Below are 17,293 nucleotides of genomic sequence, written 5' to 3' on the forward strand. Positions count from 1 at the left end.
GGTGCGGGGGGGGGGGGGGGGGGGGGGGGGGCGGGCCCCCCGGGGTGGGGGGGTGCTTCTCTCTCCCGCCCCCGTGCCGGCCGCCCCGGGGCCCCCCCCCCCCCCCGCCCCCCCCGTCACGCTTACTCGGCCGGCTGCAGCGCGGCGGGAATGGTCGCCTGCTTTTCGCGGCCGGGCACCAGCACCGCCCAGACGAACATCAGCGCGGAGATCGCGACGAACCCACCGGAGCCGAGCCGCACCCAGTAGAAAAAGGCGAGCTGGTCCTGCACGTCCATGTAGCCCTGACCGAGCACGCGCTGGAGATGGACCTGGACCACGCCGGCAAAGGTCAGCGCGAACGTCATCGTCATCATGGCCGTGCACATGATCCAGAAGCTCGTCATGCTGAGCCACTGGTTATAGGGTGCGCGTCCCTTGATCTGCGGGATGGCGTAAGCCATCACGGCAAGATTGAGCATCACATAGGCGCCGAAGAAGGCGAGATGGCCATGCGCGGCGGTGACCTGGGTGCCGTGGGTGTAGTAGTTCACCGAGGACAGCGTGTGCAGGAAACCCCAGACGCCGGCCCCCAGGAACGCCATCACCGAACAGCCGACCGACCACAGCAGCGCGGCGCGGTTCGGATGCTTGCGGCCGGCCTTCCAGGTCATCTGCACCGTGAAGATCACCATCGTGAAGAACGGCGCGACCTCGAGCGTCGAGAACAGCGAGCCGATCCACTGCCAGTAGCCGGGCGCGCCGATCCAGTAGAAATGGTGGCCGGTGCCGAGAATCCCGGAGAACAGCGCGAGGCCGATAATGACGTAGAGCCACTTCTCGACCAGCTCGCGATCGATGCCATTGAGCTTGATCATGAGATAGGCGAGCACGGAGGCCATGATCAGCTCCCAGACGCCCTCGACCCAGAGATGGACGACGTACCACCAGTACATCTTGTCGACGGCGAGGTTCGCCGGATTGTAGAAGGCGAACAGGAAGAAGATCGCAACGCCCCACAGGCCGAACAGCAGGATGTTGGTGACCGTGGTCTTGCGTCCCTTGAGCGCGGTCATGGTCACGTTGAACAGGAACATCAGGCAGACGACGACAATGCCGACCTTGATGATGAAGGGCTGCTCGAGGAACTCGCGGCCTTCATGGTAGTGGAAGAGATAGCCGACCACCGCCACGCCCGCTGCGCCGAAGAACATCCAGAACTGGATCTTTGCGAGCAGCGGGCTGTACAGCTCGGTCTCGGTTTCCTCAGGCAGCAGGTAGTAGGTCGCGCCCATGAAGCCGAGCAACGACCACACGATCAGCGCGTTGGTGTGGATCATCCTGACGATATTGAACGGCAGCAGCACCGACAGCGTGTTGGGCAGGACGTAGATGGTCCCGGCGAGGAGGCCGAACAGGACCTGGGCCAGGAAGAGGGTCAGCGCGCCGTAGAAATACAGCATCGCGACTTTCTGCGTTTGATATTTCATCTCGGATTCTCTCTGTTCTGAAAGAGGAAAGCGGCGGGCTCAGCCGGCCTTGTTCGGCGGCCAATCCTGGCGCTTGATCGTGCTCACCCATTGCAGGAAATCGGCGAGATCGTTGAGCTCCTGATCGGTGAGGTTGAACTGCGGCATCTGTCGCCGGCCCTCCGCGCCCGAAGGCTGCGACTGCATCCAGGCCTTCAACGTCTCTCGCGCGCCGGCCGGATCCTCCTTGCCGCCCCATCGATCCCAGACGTTGCCGACTTCGGGCGCGAAATAGGCGCCTTCACCGAGCAACGTGTGGCAGTTGATGCAGGAGTTCTTTTCCCAGACATGCTTGCCGCGGGCGACCGACGACGTCAGCGTCGCCGCGTCCGTCGATGTCGTGGCCATGTAGTAGTGGCTGTGCGCCGTCAGCCCGATGAAGATGGCGAAGAAAAAGGCCGAGCCGCCGTAGAAGACGTTTCGAGCGGCCGACTTGGTCAGGCGTTCAGCCATTGCCAATCCTTTCAATTGAGTCCCGTCGCGTAAATCGGTAATGCGATTTATTGCCGATTGGCCCGGCCCGTTCTTTGTCAGGGCGCAAGGAGTGGGTCAGATCAGGGCGGCGACGGCGGATGTGAGCCAGGCAAACAGCACCACCATGAGGATCCAGGCGCTGACGAGGCCGCGCCAGAGCGCAGGCGCCGCGCGAAGATCGAGGAAATCGAGTGCAATCCGGCGGCCCTTGACGGCGGCCAAGGCCAGCAGCAGGGCGTCGCCGAGCAGCGGTAGCGGCACAAGCAGTGGCACCATGATGGTCGCGAGCGCGAGGCCGATCAGCGCGAGCCAGGTGATGTCCAGGCGATTCGGCATCGTCACCGCACCAGATAAAGAATCGGGAACATTACGATCCAGACCAGATCGACCATGTGCCAGAAGGCCGTTCCCGTCTCGACGCCGAACGCTTCAGCGCGGCGGCAGACGAATGCGAGGATGATGATGCCGAGGCAGACGTGCAGGAGATGGAAGCCGGTCAGGAGGAAATAGAGTGTGAAGAACGGACTGGTTTCAAGTCCGATGCCGCGCCCGATCTCTTCCGCATATTCGGCGAGCTTGACCGCCACGAACAGGCCACCAAGCCCCATGGCTGTGAGGAGCCAGCATCGTGTCGCCCGCCTCTCGCTGGCCCGCGCGGCCTTCGTAGCCCGGGCTGCGGCCCAACCGCTCGTCACCAGCACGACAGTGTTCAATCCGGCGAGACCCGGATCAAGCGCCGCCTGCTCCGCCGCAAACACGGCCGGGTGGATCGCGCGGGCGACTGTGAAGGTACCGAGAAACAGACCGAAGGCGGCGAACTCGCTGAAGATCAGAACCCAGATCATGGGATCGCCGGGAAGATCGTCCAGGATTCCCCAGCCCGTTCCCTGTGGTTCGCAATCGGCTGCCGACATCTGCTCTTCCGGATCAGGACACCGGCCAGCTTTAGCTCAGCCGTGCCGATCCAAGTTTGTTGCCGGACAAATTTGGGGGAATGCCGATCAATTTGTTTGCGCCGTCGCAACGTCCGGCCGGCCGGGTCGCGGTACCAAACGCCCCAGGGTTCCGTGGAGCTGCGAGCGATAACGTGAGCGATGCACAAATCGGGCTGATGACCGCAACGCCCATCATCATCGTCTTCGCCATCGCGCTCCAGCGAATGGGCGTGCTGTCGACCGTGGCAACCGTATCGGCAGTGAGCCTTTCCGTCGCGAATCGCGGCGGTGCTGTTCACGACGCAGTAGAGCCGTCGATCTTGGATGGTAGCCCGGATCGAGCGCAGCGCAATCCGCGCTACGTAGCTACGAAGAGATAGTCTCTATCTCCGCTGATTATACACGTCGATGCACACCGCCCCGAGCAGGACCAGTCCCTTGATGACCTGCTGATAGTCGATGCCAATGCCGAGGATGGACATGCCGTTGTTCATCACACCCATGATCATAGCACCGACCACGGCACCGCCGACGCGGCCGACACCGCCATAGGCCGAGGCGCCGCCGATGAAGCAGGCGGCGATGACGTCGAGCTCGAAGCCGAGACCCGCCTTCGGCGTTGCCGTGTTGAGGCGCGCGGCGAAGACGAGGCCGGCGAGCGCAGCGAGCACGCCCATGTTGACGAAGGTAAGGAAGGTCAACCGTTCCGTCTTGATGCCCGACAGGCTGGCCGCTTTCGCATTGCCGCCGACCGCATAGACCTGCCGACCGATGACGGTGCGCCGGGTGACGAAGCCGTAGAGCGCGATCAGCGCGGTCATGATGACCAGCACGTTCGGCAGACCGCGATGCGAGGCGATCAGATAGGTGAAATAGAGCACGGCGCAGGCCAGGAGAATGCTCTTGCCGAGGAAGAACGCGTAAGGCTCGACCTCGATGCCGTGCAGCTGCTCGCGCGAACGCCCCTTGGCGCTGGCGTAGACGAGGCCGAGCGCGAGCACCGCACCGACCAGCATCGACGTCGGATGCAACGTGCCGGCCTCGGGCAGCATCTCCGGAATGAAGCCCGACGACAATTTCTGGAAGGTCGCCGGGAACGGTCCGAGCGACTGGCCCTGCAATACCGCAAGCGCGAGCCCCTTGAACACCAGCATGCCGGCGAGCGTGACGATGAAGGACGGTATCTTGAAATAGGCCACCCAATAGCCCTGCGCGGCGCCGATCGCCGCGCCCAGCAGCAGGCAGGCGATGAAGGCGAGCGTGTAGTCGACCTTGTAGGTCACCATGAGCACGGCGGCCACCGCGCCGACGAACCCCGCGACCGAGCCGACCGACAAATCGATGTGTCCGGTCACGATCACCAGCAGCATGCCCAGCGCCATGATGACGATGTAGCTGTTCTGGAGCACCAGATTGGTCAGGTTGAGCGGCTGCAGCAGCGTGCCGCCCGTCATGACCTGGAAGAACAGCATGATCGCGATCAGCGACATCAGCATGCCGTAATTGCGCAGATTGTTCTTGATGAAGCTGCCGTGCCGGCCCTCCTCGGGCAGCGAAACCGTCTTGTCGGTCATGGCTGCGATCCTCCCATCTCCGCACCCGCAAGGGCGCTGCTTCCATAATTTCTGTCGTTGCGCATGATGGCGCGCATGATCTTTTCCTGCGTTGCGTCTGCGCTCTTGAACTCGCCGACGAAGGCGCCGTCGTTCATGACGCAGATGCGGTCGCAGATGCCGAGCAGCTCGGGCATCTCCGAGGAGATCACCACGACACCGCGGCCGGCTTCCGCAAGCTCGTTGATGATACAGTAGATCTCGTATTTGGCACCGACGTCGATGCCCCGGGTCGGCTCGTCCAGGATCAAGACCTTGGGGTCGGTCATCAGCCATTTCGACAGCACGACCTTTTGCTGGTTGCCGCCGGACAGCTGGCTGGTCTCCTGGTAGACGTCGGAGCAGCGGATGCGCATCCGGTTGCGGTAGTCGCTGGCGACCTTCAGCTCGGCGATGTCGTCGATGACGCGGTTCGGCGCGACCTGGTCGAGGCTTGCGAGCGTGATGTTCTTGCGGACGTCGTCGGCGAGGACCAGTCCCAGCTGCTTGCGGTCCTCCGTGACATAGGCAAGGCCTGCGTCGATCGCGGCCGCGACGTTCGGCAGCACGATCTCATGGCCCTCAAGCCGGATGCGACCGCTGATCGTGGTGCCCCAGGACCGGCCGAACAGGCTCATGGCGAATTCGGTGCGGCCGGCGCCCATCAATCCGGCAATGCCGACGACCTCGCCGCGTTTCACGCTGAAATCGACGTTCTTGATCACCTGCCGCTCGGGATGGATGGGATGGTAGACCGACCAGTTCTCGACGGTGAGAACGGGCTCGCCGATCTTCACGCTGCGCTCGGGAAAGCGATGGGCCAGATCGCGGTTGACCATGCTGCGGATGATGCGGTCTTCCTGAATCGGCTCGGCGCGGCAGTCGATGCCGTCAACGGTGCGGCCGTCGCGCAGCACGGTGATGTGGTCGGCGACCTTGGCGACCTCGTTCAGCTTGTGCGAGATCAGGATGGAGCCGATGCCCTGCGCGCGGAACGCCATGAGACGTTCGAGCAGCGCGGCGCTGTCGGCCTCGTTGAGGCTTGCGGTCGGCTCGTCCAGGATCAGCATCCGCACCCGCTTGGACAGCGCCTTGGCGATCTCGACCAGCTGCTGCTTGCCGACGCCGAGATCGGTTATCAGCGTATCCGGGGATTCCTTCAGGCCGACCTGCGCGAGCAGGTCGCGCGTGCGCCGATATACCTGGTCGCGGTCGATGACGCCAAGCTTGGACGGCGGGTGCGACAGAAAAATGTTCTCGGCGATCGACATCAGCGGGATCAGCGCCAGCTCCTGATGGATGATGATGATCCCGAGCGCCTCGGAATCGTTGATGTCGCGGAAGCGGCGCTCCTCGCCATCAAAGATGATGGTGCCCTCGTAGCTGCCGGCCGGGTAGACGCCGCTGAGCACCTTCATCAGCGTGGACTTGCCGGCACCGTTCTCGCCGACGAGGGCGTGGATCTGCCCGGCTTCAACCGAGAAATTGACATCGCGCAGCGCCTGCACGCCGGAAAAGCTCTTGCTGACGTTGCGCATCTCCAGCATTGCGGTCATGATTTCACATCCCTCAATCAGTGTTAGCTCACCTCTCCCCGCTTGCGGGGAGAGGTCGGATCGCATCGTTGGATGCGATCCGGGTGAGGGGGAGTCTCCGCGAGACACACTGCTACCTTCCTCGCGGAGGCTCCCCCTCACCCTAACCCTCTCCCCGCAAGCGGGGAGAGGGAAAAGAAAAGAAGCCTTACTGGAACTGCGCCTTCTTGTAGTAGCCGCTCTCGACCAGGACCTTCTCCCAATTGTCCTTGTAGACCACGACCGGCTTGAGCAGATAGGACGGCACGGTCTTGGCGCTGTTCTCGTAGGTCTTGGTGTCGTTGACGGTGACCTGCTTGCCGGCAAGCGCAGCGTCGACCATGTCGGCGGTCACCTTGGCGAGGTCGCGGGTGTCCTTGAAGATGGTCGAATACTGGTCGCCGCGCAGCATCGCCTTGATCGAGGGCACCTCGGCATCCTGGCCCGAGATGATAGGCATCGGCTGGCCGGCGCTGCCATAACCGACGCCCTTCAGCGAGGAGATGATGCCGATCGACAGGCCGTCATACGGCGACAGCACGGCGTTGACCTTCTTGTTGCCGTAGTAGGCGCTGAGCAGATTGTCCATGCGGGCCTGCGCGGTGGCGCCGTCCCAGCGCAAGGTCGCAACCTTGTCCATACCCATCTGACCGGAGGCGACGACGAGCTTGCCGCTGTCGATGTACGGCTTCAGCACGCTCATCGCGCCGTTGTAGAAGAAGTAGGCGTTGTTGTCGTCGGGCGAGCCGCCGAACAGCTCGATGTTGAACGGACCCTTGCCCTCCTTTAGGCCAAGCCCTTTCTCGATTGATTGCGCCTGGAGCACGCCGACCTGGAAATTGTCGAAGGTCGCGTAATAGTCGACGTTCGGCGTGCCGCGGATCAGGCGGTCATAGGCGATCACGGTGATGCCTTTTGCTTTCGCCTGCTTGAGCACGTCGGAGAGCGTGGTGCCGTCGATCGCGGCAATCACCAGCGCTTTCGCGCCCTTGGTCACCATGTTCTCGACTTGCGAGAGCTGGTTCGGAATGTCGTCCTCGGCATATTGCAGGTCGGTGTTGTAGCCGCGCTCCTTCAGCACCTTGACCATGTTGTTGCCATCGTCGATCCAGCGCGCCGACGATTTGGTCGGCATGGCGATGCCGACTGTTGCTTTGTCCTGGGCCGAGGCGGTGACGCCCGCGGCCATCGTCGCAGCGCCGGCCAGCGCCAGCGCGAGGAATGTCGTCTTCAGTTTCAACATGTTTCACTCCCTTGGATGTCAGACTGTTTTTTCGTGTCGTCGAGAAATTTGGTCGTGTGCGGCTTCTAGCCTCCTATCCGAGCTTGACGTCGGGCTCCGCGCGACCGCGCGCGGATGCCTCCAACAGGAAGGTGTAGCCGGCTTGCGGATCGGCGGCACGCGCCGCCGCATCCATGTCCTGCCAGGCCGAGGTGACGAGGAGACGCGACAGATCAGGGCCGACAAAAGCGGGGCAGCTCGCCTGCTTTGCCGGCACGCTCAGCGAACGCAGGCGCTCGCCTTGCGGAGAGTAGACGTCGACGCGGCTTGCGCCCCAGCACGCGTTCCAAATCTGCCCGTCGGCGTCGCACACCGAGCCGTCGAGACCGCCGATTCCGGTGTGGCGCAGCAGCACTTCCGGCTCGCCGAGCGGCAGGCCGGTCGTGGGATTGAGCGGCACCGCGTAGAGCAGCGCGCGCGCGGTGTCGGCGAAGTAGCCAGTGGCGCCATCGGGCGAGAAGCAGATCGAGTTGGGAATGCTGATGCGCGGAAACAGCATCGATATCTCGCCGTGATGGAACGCGTAGATCGCCCCTGCCCCTGCTTCCGCCTTGCGGCCCATGGTGCCGATCCAGAACGTGCCGGAGGGATGCACGCGGGCATCGTTGGAGCGGGTCGCGGGATTGTCCGCTTCGAGCGGACAGAGCAGCGTCATCGCGCCGTCGGCAGTTTTGCGGACATAGAGCCCGTCTTCCGCGATAATCAACTGCCGCTCGGCGTCAATCCGCCCAAGTGCGCTCGCCATCCGGCCCAGCGCATGAACGCGAACGCTGCCACGGCCGAGCTGCGCCTCGAACAGTCGCCCCTCGCGGATATCGAACCACCAGGCCGTGTCCGTGGTCACGTCATAGGTCGGCCCCTCGCCGAGATGGCAAGGATCGTCCGAAAGAACCGAGGTCGGCACCTGTTCCATCATGACCTTCTCACCGCAAAGCGATAGACCGTATGATGGCGATAGACCTCGCGGGGCGCTAGGCGCGGGCTCGGGAAATCCGGCCGGTTCGGTGCGTCCGGCCAGATATGCGGCTCCAGGCACATCGCGTCCGACTGCCGGTAGAGCTTGCCACCCTTGCCCGAAATCGTGCCGTCGAGATAATTACCCGAATAGACCTGCAGACCAGGCTGATCCGTGAACAGCTCCATGATGCGCCCCGAGCGCGGCGCCTCCAGCCGTGCCGCGAGACTAAGCTTGCCGTCGCGCGCGAGACAGTAGGTGTGGTCGTAGCCCTTGCCGTTGCGCAATTGCTGGTCGCCCTCGCGGATGCGCTCGCCGACGGGCCGCGGCTCGCGAAAGTCGAACGGCGTGCCGGCAACGCTGCGCGGCGGCTCCGGCAATGGAATGGCGGTGGGATCGATCGCGAGGAAATGCCCGGCGGCGACCGTCAGCTTGTGATCGAGAATGGGCGTGCCTGATGTCGCGCCTTCCAGATTGAAGAAGCTGTGGTTGGTCAGGTTGACGATGGTCGGCCGATCGGTCCACGCCTCCATGATCAGGGATAGCTCGGCCGGGCCGGTGACGCGATAGGTCAGGCGCACATCGAGCCGACCGGGATAGTTTTCCTCGCCATGCGGGCTCGTGTAGGTCAGCGTGACCGCGGGCTCGGCGCCAGCGTCGATCTCCGCAATGTCCCAGAGCTTGCGATCAAAACCGTCAACGCCGCCGTGCAGCGCATTCGGACCGTTGTTGACGGGAAGCTGCACCGTCTCGCCGTCCAGCGCAAATTGTCCGTTGGCGATGCGATTGGCGTAGCGGCCGACGGTGGCGCCGAAGAACTTCCGTTCGGCGAGATAGCCGGCGAATGCGTCATGGCCAAGCACGACGTCGTCGTAGCCACCCTTGGCGTCCGGCGCGATCAAGGCCTGCAAGACTGCACCATGGGTGATGATGCGTGCCTCGAACCCGCCCTCTCCGCGCAGCATGATGCGGTCCACCTTGCGGCCGTCCGGCAGCGTTCCGAAGACGTCTCTTTCTGCTTTCGATCCAGCCATGATCAATCCACAAACGGTTCGACGATCGTGCGCCTGCCAAGCAGGAAGGCGTCCGCCACGAGACGAAGCGGCGCCAAATCGACGTCGCTCGCGCCTGTCGCGGCGAGCGTGACGAAGCGCCGGTAAAGCTCCCGATATTCCTCATCGGGCGCCTCGGCAACGGTCTTGCCGTCGATCGCCATGATCCGGCCGCCGCGGGATAGCGTCATCCGGCCTTGGTCGGTTTCGACGAGGATATCCCAGCTCTGCGGCCCAGTCTGGCGGAAATCGAACTCGGCGGCCACAGGCAGGCCGTCGATATCGGTCAGCGTCAGCTTCGCGGCGATCGGCGCCTGGCAATTGGCGGGAAAGGCGAGCTCGGCCGCGGTGACGAACACGGGCTTCGGCAGGATCCTGGTCAGGATCGACAGCGCATTGATGCCGGGATCGAACACCCCGAGCCCGCCCGGCTCCCAGATCCAGGCCTGCCCGGGATGCCAGACGCGGACGTCCTCTTTCCAGTTGATGTGCACGGAACGGATGCGGCGCGCGGCGAGCCACTCGCGCGCCGGCTCGACGGCCGGCGCATGGCGCGAATGCCAGGTCGCAAACAGCGTTCGCTTGGCCTCACCCGCCATCGCGATCAACGGATCGAGCTCGGCAACGCCGGCGCCGGGCGGCTTCTCCAGCATGACATGCTTGCCGGCCCTGAGCGCTGCGACGGCCTGGGCGCGGCGCACTTGAGGCGGCGTGCAGAGCGACACCGCGTCAATCGGCGGACCTTTCTCCAACAGCTCTTCGATGGTCGCGAAATGCGGCAGATCCGGCAACGAGGCATTGCGGCTGGCGACGGCTGCCAGCGTCGCGCCGGGAACCGCTGCGATGGCGCCGACATGCTGATCCCGCGCGATCTTGCCGAAGCCGACGATGGCGATGCGAAGTTCAGTCACGATCTTTCTCCAGCTTCCGCGGACGGCAGCGCTTCGGCCGGTACAGTCTCGATCACTGTACCCTCATGGCGGCGCATGCCGTTATGAATGACATAGACCATCGCCTCCGACGCAGTCGCAGCATCACCGGCGGCGATGGCATCGACGATCTTCTGATGCCACAGCAGAACGGTGTCGCGGTCCTCCGGTTCGACCGGTGCGCTGAGCAGGAATGAGGCGCGCAACGCAGCCTCGATGACGTGCCCGATCGAGCGCATGAACAGATTTCCGGAGGCGCGCGCCACCGCCACGTGGAGCGCGAGGTCGGCATCGGCGAAGCCAACGGAGTCGGAGGCTTCAAGTCGCATCCGCTCCATGCAGCGCCGGAGCTCGGAGAGATCCTGCTCCGACCGCTGCGCCGCCGCCAACATCGCCGCGCGCGGCTCGACCGCAAGGCGAATCTCGGCGAGGTCGTTGAGGAAACGCTTGTCGATCCCGGCGTCCAGGTGCCAGGCCAGCACGTCGGCGTCGAACATGTTCCAGGCGACGCGTTCGCGCACGACGGTGCCGACGCGGGCCTTGGTGGTGAGCAGGCCCTTGGCGACCAGCGTCTTGACGCTCTCCCGCAACACCGGCCGCGACACCCCGAACATGGCGATCATCTCGGCATCGCCCGGCAGGCGCGTTCCCTCCGCGTAGCGGCCGGCAATGATGTCAACGCCGATCGAACGGGCCACCTCCGCGTGATTGGAGTGCGCCCGGCGCGTCGGGATGGCGAGGATGCGCGAGGTGGTCATGAGACTGCTCCCGCGCGCTTTGGCACGGGCCGGCGCGCGAGCGCGACCAATCCCTGTTGCAAGGCGATGAAGGCGAACAGCAGCACGCCGGTCGCGATCTTGGTCCACCAGCTCGACAGCGTCCCGTCGAAATTGATGTAGGTCTGAATCATGCCCTGGATCAGCACACCGAGGAAGGTGCCGATTACCGAGCCCTGCCCGCCCGTGAGCAGCGTGCCGCCGATCACGACGGCCGCGATGCTATCAAGCTCGACGCCGACGGCGGACAGCGAGTAGCCAGCGCTGGTGTAGAAGGAGAAGACGATGCCGGCGATGCCCGCGAGCAGGCTCGACAGCATGTAGATCTTCACCGTCATCCTGCCGACGGCGACACCCATCAGGCTCGCGGTCGCCCGGCTGCCGCCGAGCGCATAGACATTGGCGCCGAACCGGGTGAGCTGCAGCAGCAATGCGCCGCCGATCACGATCGCAAGCATGATGATCGCGACCGCCGTCAGCCGTCCACCGCCGGGTAGTCGCAGTGCGAAGTCCGACACGGTGGAATAGACCGGTGCTGTGATCGGCACCGATTCCGTCGAGAGCAGGAAGCTGGCACCCCGGGCCAAGAACATGCCGGCGAGCGTCACGATGAAAGGCGGCAAATCGAAGACGTGGATCACCGCGCCCATCGCCGCTCCGAAGGCGGCCGAAAGCGCGAGAATGGCGACGAAGGCGACCAGGGGCGGCATTCCCCAGCGCTCGATCGCCAGCGCGACGAACACCGTGGTGAAGCCGATCACCGAGCCGACCGAGAGATCGATGCCGCCGGAAATGATGACGAAGGTCATACCGGTCGCGACGATGCCGAGGAAGGCGTTGTCGGTCAGGAGATTGCCGACCACGCGGGTGGAGGCGATGTTGGGAAACTGCATCGCGCAGAGCGCGAATCCCACGACGAGCACGATCGCCGTGATGAGGACGGGCGGCAGGCCTTTCATGCCTTGGTCCTCCGCAGCCGCGCCACGACGCCGGCAAAGCCGGACAACTTCGGCGATTGCAGCAGCAGCACGGCGAGCACCACCACCGCCTTGACCAGCAAATTGAACTCCGGCGGATAGCCCGACAGCAGAATGCCGGTATTCATGGTCTGGATGATCAGCGCGCCGAGTACGGCCAGCACGAGACTGAAGCGGCCGCCGAACAGCGAGGTGCCGCCGATCACCACCGCGAGGATGGCGTCGAGCTCGAGCCAGAGGCCGGCATTGTTGGCATCCGCACCCATGATGTCGGCCGCCGCGATGACGCCGGCAAGCGCGGCGCAAACGCCGCACCAGACATACACCGCCAAAATCATGGCGCGCGTGCCAACGCCGGCAAGCTCGCTCGCCCGCGCATTGCCGCCGGTTGCCTCGATCAGTAACCCAAGTGCCGAGCCTCGCACCACCGCGCCGGTGAGGATCAGCATGCCCAGCGCAATCGCGACCGGCACCGGCACGCCGAGGATGGAGCCGTTGCCGAGCCAGACCAGATCGGGCGAGGAGAAGGTCACGATGCGGCCTTCGGTAATAAGCTGGGCGATGCCGCGTCCCGCCACCATCAAGATCAGGGTCGCCACGATCGGCTGCATGCCGAGCACCGCGACGAGAAATCCGTTCCACAATCCGCAGATCAGGCCCGCGCCGAGCGCAGCCGCCAGCACCACTGCCAGACTGTGGTTGTCGGCGAGGCTCGCCGCGATCGCGCCTGAGATCGCCATCACAGCGCCGACCGACAGGTCGATGCCGCGCGTCGCGATCACCAGCACCATGCCGAGCGAGAGCAGCGCCACCGGCGTGCCGCGGTTGAGCACGTCGATCAGGCTGCCGAATAGCCGGCCGTCCTGGAGGCGCAGATCGAAGAATTGCGGCGACACCACGCGATCGACCGCCAGGATGACGATCAACGCGAGGATCTGGGCAAGGCCGCGGCGCGGCAACAGCGCGGTCATGCCCGGCCCTCATGGGCGACACTGGCGCCATCGGCGGCGATGGCGGCGAGAATGCTGCCGACGTCGATGGCCTCGCCCGTGAGCTCCTCGACATGAGCCCGGTCGCGCAGCACCACCACGCGATCGGAATAGGTCACGATCTCGTCGAGCTCGGAGGAAATCACGAGCAGCGCAAGCCCGTCGTCGCAGAGCTCGCGTATCAGGCGGATGATCTCGGCATGCGCACCGACGTCGATACCGCGGGTCGGCTCGTCCAGCACGAGGAGCCGCGGCGAGGTCGCAAGCCACCGTGCCAGCAGGACCTTCTGCTGATTGCCGCCGGACAGCAGGCCGACGGGACGCTCCGGATCGGGCGGGCGAATGTCGAGCATCTTGACATAACGGCTTGCGATCTCGTCCTGCTCGCGTCGCGACAGCGGCCGATGCAGACCGCGCTTGGCCTGGAGCGCGAGCACGATGTTCTCGCGCACGGTGAGCTCAGCGACGATGCCGTCGGTCTTGCGCTCCTCGGGGCAATAGCCAAAGCCGTGGCGCACGCCGTCCCGCGGCGAGTGAAGCCGGACAGGCGCGCCTTCCACCCTCGCCTGCCCGCCATCCGCGCGCTCGACGCCGAACACCAGCCGGGCCGTCTCGGTCCGCCCCGAGCCGAGCAGGCCGGCGAGACCGACAACCTCGCCATGGCGCAGCTCGAGATTGAACGGCGCGACATAGCCGGCCTTGCCGTAACCCTCGAAGCTCGCACAGACTTCACGCGTAGTCTGTGCGCCTGTCGACGCCCGCGCGCTGGTGGTCTCGGCCAGCTCGCGGCCGAGCATCATCCGGATCAGCTCAAGCCGCAACAGCGACGCGGTCTCGCGCTCGCCGACCAGGCGACCATTTCGCAAAACGGTGATGCGATCGGAGATCTCGTAGACCTGGTCGAGGAAATGGCTGACGAAGACGATTCCAATGCCGCGCTTGGCAAGCTGACGCATGATGCGAAAGAGAATCTCGACCTCGTGGCGATCGAGGCTCGCGGTCGGCTCGTCCAGGATCAGCACGCGCGCCGAGAGATCGACGGCGCGCGCGATCGCGGTGACATGCTGGATCGCCACCGAATAATTGCCAAGCGGCGCTGATACGTCGATGTCGAGGCCGAAATCCGCGAGCAGCGCCTTCGCGCGGCGTCGCATCTCGCCTTCGCGAACGATGCCGAAGCGCATTGGCTGCCGGTCGAGGAACAGGTTCTGCGCCACCGAGAGGTTCGGCAGGAGATTGACCTCCTGGTAGACGGTGGCAATGCCGGCCTGAAGCGCCGCCTTGGCCGAGCGCGGCGCGACCTCTTCGCCGCCCAGCCTGACGATGCCGGCGTCGCGCGGAAATATGCCCGTGACAACCTTGATCAGCGTGGACTTGCCGGCGCCGTTCTCGCCGAGCAACGCATGAATCTCGCCTGCGCGAAGCCTGAAGTCGACCTCCTGCAACGCACGCACAGCACCAAAGCTCTTGCTGATCCCGCGCACTTCCAGCAGGGCAGCAGCGAAATCCGGGCTTTTCTCCATGACAAATTCACTCCCAGCGGCGCCCGCTGACGATGCGGACACGGAGCCTGTTCATTCGCGCAGCGGTTCGAGCGGCATCGCCGGACTGCCGAAACACGGCCGTCCGGCGACACTCCCGCCTCAGTAACCGAGGCCCTTCTTGCTGTCGTAGATCTTCTGCGGATCGTCGGTGGGCGTGTACAGCTTCGACTCGGTCTGGATCCATTTCGGCGGAACCGTGCCCTTGTCCTTGAAGGCCGCGATGGCATCGAGCGCGGGGCCAGCCATGTTCGGCGTCAGCTCGACCGTGGCATTGGCTTCGCCGGCGACCATCGCCTTGAAGATGTCGGGGACCGCATCGATCGAGACAGTGAGGATCTCCTTGCCCGGCTTGAGCCCGGCTTCCTTCATCGCCTGGATCGCGCCGACCATCATGTCGTCGTTGTGCGCATAGACCGCGCAGATCGACTTGCCGCCGCCTTCGGCCTTGATGAAGCTTTCCATCACTTCCTTGCCCTTGGCGCGGGTGAAGTCGCCGGTCTGGCTGCGCACCACCTTCAGGTTCGCATGCTTGGCGATGGCGGTGTCAAAACCCTTCTTGCGGTTGGCGGCGACGCTGGCGCCGACCGTGCCCTGCAATTCGACGATGTTGCAGGCCTTTGCGCCGACGGTCTTCGCCAGCCAGTCGCCGGCGACCTCGCCTTCGTGAACGCTGTCCGAGGTCACTGCGGTGAGATAGAGCTCCTTCCCGGAGGGATCGATGTCGCGGTCGAGCAGCACGACCGGGATCTTGGCCTCCTTGGCTTCCTTCAGCACCGAGTCCCAGCCGGTCGAGACGACGGGCGCAAGGAAGATCGCATCGACATTCTGCGCGATGAAGGAGCGGATCGCCTTGATCTGGTTCTCCTGCTTCTGCTGCGCGTCGGCAATCTTGAGATTGACCTTGCGCTTGGTGGCCTCCTGCTTGGAGACCGAGGTCTCGGCCGCGCGCCAGCCGGATTCCGATCCGATCTGCGAGAAGCCGATGGTGAGTTCGGCGGCATTCGCCGGCAGCGCGAGCAGTAACGCGGCCGTGGCGCTGGCCGCAAAGAGGGCTTTGAGGATCATCAGGCGTATCTCCCAAAATGTTATCCGGGGCGCTGATTGGTAGCATCGCACCCACAGGCCGACCTTTGAGGCGGCGGGAGGGACTATTTCACGGAAGTTTGGTTCCGACTAGTCATATTATTTGACTATTGATACGCAGCGCAAGCAAGGCTTGACGGCCGTTGTACGACACACTCGGAGCGATTTAGTTCCGCCGATGCAACGGGAAGATGAATGAAACGATGCGGCCTAGCAGCGCCACATCGCTATGGCCGGGCTTGTCCCGGCCATCCACGGCCTTGCCGTGCGGGATCAAGAACGTGGATGCCCGGGACAAGCCCGGGCAGGACGATCTTCTCTGATTTCGATGTGCAATCGCCCGCTGTCGGCCGGGCAACGAAGCCGGCTCTAGATCAGCTTCCGCTGCGCCAGGTTCTTCATCAGCGCGCCGATGCCGAAGGTCCAGGGTTCGCACTCGTCGCTGGTTCGCATGCGGTTGACGAGTTTGCCGAGCTGGGGCGCCGAGATCGTGACGATGTCGTCGCGCTTGTGGGTGAACCCCTGTCCCGGCGCGTCGCGATCCTTGACCGGCGCGAACATGGTCCCGAGGAACAGCACGAAGCCATCTGGATATTGGTGCACCTTGCCGATGGTCTGCTCGACCAGATCGGTCGGATCGCGGCTGATCATGCTGATCGAGGAATGGCCGTCGAGGACGAAACCGTCCTGCCCCTTCACGTTCAGGCTGATGTCGAGCTTGCGGGCGTCGTCGAGGGTAAAGCTGTCGTCGAACAGGCGCAGCAGAGGGCCGATGGAGCACGAGGCGTTGTTGTCCTTGGCCTTCGACAACAGCAGTGCCGAACGGCCCTCGAAGTCGCGCAGATTGACGTCGTTGCCGAGCGCGCCGCCGACGATCTTGCCACGGCTCGAGACGAACAGCACCAGCTCGGGCTCGGGGTTGTTCCAGGTCGATTTCGGATGCAGCCCCGCATCCATGCCGGTGCCGACCGACGACAAGGTCGGCGCCTTGGTGAAGACCTCGGCATCGGGACCAATGCCAACCTCGAGATACTGGCTCCAGGCGTTCTGGTCGATCAGCACCTGCTTCAGGTGCATCGCCTGGTCCGAGCCGGGCTTGAGCTTCGACAGATCATCGCCGATCAGCCGCGTCACTTCCGTCCGGATCGCTTCGGCCGAGGCCGGATTGCCTTTCGCCCGCTCCTCGATCACGCGCTCCAGCATCGAGATGGCGAAGGTCACCCCGGCCGCCTTCAGCGTCTGGAGATCGACGGGTGCAAGCAACCACGGTTTTTTCGGATCGCGCTGATCGGGGGGCGTGTTGGCGACCATAGCATCGAGATCGCCGATGCGCTCGCCCCTGGTCGCGGCAAGCGCCTTCGCCGGATCGTCCTCCTCGCAGAGCGTGCTGACGGTCGGGAATTTTGCGGTGACGTCGAACACACCATCGCCGCGCACGGCGACCACGGCCGGGCCATTCGCCTGCGGCAGCCAGACGCGGCCGACGAGCGTTCCCCGCGTGCCGTCCTCGGGAAGAAGGTCCTTTACCGTCAATGTCGTCATGGGCGTATCCTCGCTCTTTTCGGATCGGCCTCACTCGCAGAGGCCGATCACGTTGGCGAAGACCAATAAACGTCTGGGACG

17 protein-coding genes are annotated in these 17,293 nt (G+C 64.4%); 1 reads left to right on the plus strand and 16 read right to left on the minus strand.

Annotation, left to right across the window (positions count from 1 at the left end; translation table 11 throughout):
• Nucleotides 1-122: 122 nt before the first annotated feature.
• The 4 genes from AC0L2J_RS06825 to AC0L2J_RS06840 form a co-directional block, all read right to left on the minus strand.
• Nucleotides 123-1,469 carry a cbb3-type cytochrome c oxidase subunit I gene (locus AC0L2J_RS06825; protein WP_473388059.1) on the minus strand — a complete coding sequence of 449 codons (1,347 nt, stop codon included), beginning with the start codon at nt 1,467-1,469 and terminating at the stop codon, nt 123-125.
• Nucleotides 1,470-1,508: 39 nt separating this feature from the next.
• Complete coding sequence (locus tag AC0L2J_RS06830; RefSeq protein ID WP_007608447.1) at nt 1,509-1,961, minus strand: c-type cytochrome; 453 nt, start codon at nt 1,959-1,961, stop codon at nt 1,509-1,511.
• Between the two features lie 96 nt (nt 1,962-2,057).
• Nucleotides 2,058-2,318: a cytochrome C oxidase subunit IV family protein gene (locus AC0L2J_RS06835; RefSeq protein ID WP_063993001.1), complete on the minus strand. Its 261-nt coding sequence runs from the start codon at nt 2,316-2,318 to the stop codon at nt 2,058-2,060.
• A gap of 2 nt (nt 2,319-2,320) precedes the next feature.
• Nucleotides 2,321-2,896 (minus strand): cytochrome c oxidase subunit 3 family protein, encoded by a 576-nt coding sequence (locus tag AC0L2J_RS06840; protein WP_473388066.1) that lies wholly within the window; start codon nt 2,894-2,896, stop codon nt 2,321-2,323.
• Between the two features lie 173 nt (nt 2,897-3,069).
• Between AC0L2J_RS06840 and AC0L2J_RS06845 the strand changes: the two genes are divergently transcribed.
• Entirely contained in the window at nt 3,070-3,297 is a 228-nt protein-coding gene (locus tag AC0L2J_RS06845; protein WP_473388299.1) for a hypothetical protein, read from the plus strand.
• A gap of 3 nt (nt 3,298-3,300) precedes the next feature.
• On the opposite strand, the gene mmsB is transcribed toward AC0L2J_RS06845, so the two are convergent.
• From mmsB to AC0L2J_RS06905, 12 genes are all read right to left on the minus strand, one after another.
• Nucleotides 3,301-4,491: a multiple monosaccharide ABC transporter permease gene (mmsB, locus tag AC0L2J_RS06850; protein WP_007608442.1), complete on the minus strand. Its 1,191-nt coding sequence runs from the start codon at nt 4,489-4,491 to the stop codon at nt 3,301-3,303.
• Entirely contained in the window at nt 4,488-6,065 is a 1,578-nt protein-coding gene (mmsA, locus tag AC0L2J_RS06855) for a multiple monosaccharide ABC transporter ATP-binding protein (protein ID WP_473388068.1), read from the minus strand. Before mmsA ends, mmsB begins: the two co-directional genes overlap by 4 nt.
• Nucleotides 6,066-6,252: 187 nt before the next feature.
• The gene (chvE, locus tag AC0L2J_RS06860) at nt 6,253-7,326 is read right to left on the minus strand and encodes a multiple monosaccharide ABC transporter substrate-binding protein (protein ID WP_473388071.1); all 1,074 of its coding nucleotides are present in this window, start codon (nt 7,324-7,326) and stop codon (nt 6,253-6,255) included.
• A gap of 73 nt (nt 7,327-7,399) precedes the next feature.
• Nucleotides 7,400-8,278, minus strand: a complete 879-nt coding sequence (locus AC0L2J_RS06865; protein WP_473388284.1) for an SMP-30/gluconolactonase/LRE family protein — start codon at nt 8,276-8,278, stop codon at nt 7,400-7,402.
• Nucleotides 8,278-9,354, minus strand: a complete 1,077-nt coding sequence (locus tag AC0L2J_RS06870; RefSeq protein WP_473388074.1) for an aldose epimerase family protein — start codon at nt 9,352-9,354, stop codon at nt 8,278-8,280. The genes AC0L2J_RS06865 and AC0L2J_RS06870 overlap by 1 nt, the downstream gene beginning before the upstream one ends.
• 2 nt (nt 9,355-9,356) lie before the next feature.
• Entirely contained in the window at nt 9,357-10,283 is a 927-nt protein-coding gene (locus tag AC0L2J_RS06875) for a Gfo/Idh/MocA family protein (protein ID WP_063993008.1), read from the minus strand.
• Nucleotides 10,280-11,059, minus strand: a complete 780-nt coding sequence (locus tag AC0L2J_RS06880) for a FadR/GntR family transcriptional regulator (RefSeq protein ID WP_473388080.1) — start codon at nt 11,057-11,059, stop codon at nt 10,280-10,282. The genes AC0L2J_RS06875 and AC0L2J_RS06880 overlap by 4 nt, the downstream gene beginning before the upstream one ends.
• A complete protein-coding gene (gene yjfF, locus AC0L2J_RS06885; RefSeq protein WP_473388084.1) occupies nt 11,056-12,036 on the minus strand; it encodes a galactofuranose ABC transporter, permease protein YjfF in 981 nt (326 codons plus the stop codon). The genes AC0L2J_RS06880 and yjfF overlap by 4 nt, the downstream gene beginning before the upstream one ends.
• Entirely contained in the window at nt 12,033-13,025 is a 993-nt protein-coding gene (locus tag AC0L2J_RS06890; RefSeq protein ID WP_007608426.1) for an ABC transporter permease, read from the minus strand. The genes yjfF and AC0L2J_RS06890 overlap by 4 nt, the downstream gene beginning before the upstream one ends.
• A complete protein-coding gene (locus AC0L2J_RS06895; RefSeq protein ID WP_473388087.1) occupies nt 13,022-14,566 on the minus strand; it encodes a sugar ABC transporter ATP-binding protein in 1,545 nt (514 codons plus the stop codon). The genes AC0L2J_RS06890 and AC0L2J_RS06895 overlap by 4 nt, the downstream gene beginning before the upstream one ends.
• A gap of 120 nt (nt 14,567-14,686) precedes the next feature.
• Nucleotides 14,687-15,652 carry a galactofuranose ABC transporter, galactofuranose-binding protein YtfQ gene (gene ytfQ, locus AC0L2J_RS06900; protein ID WP_007608422.1) on the minus strand — a complete coding sequence of 322 codons (966 nt, stop codon included), beginning with the start codon at nt 15,650-15,652 and terminating at the stop codon, nt 14,687-14,689.
• 387 nt (nt 15,653-16,039) lie between these two features.
• On the minus strand, nt 16,040-17,212 hold the full coding sequence (locus AC0L2J_RS06905) for a fumarylacetoacetate hydrolase family protein (protein WP_007608420.1): 1,173 nt from the start codon (nt 17,210-17,212) through the stop codon (nt 16,040-16,042).
• Nucleotides 17,213-17,293 lie beyond the last annotated feature (81 nt).

The organism is Bradyrhizobium sp. MV1.5 (assembly GCF_055807615.1).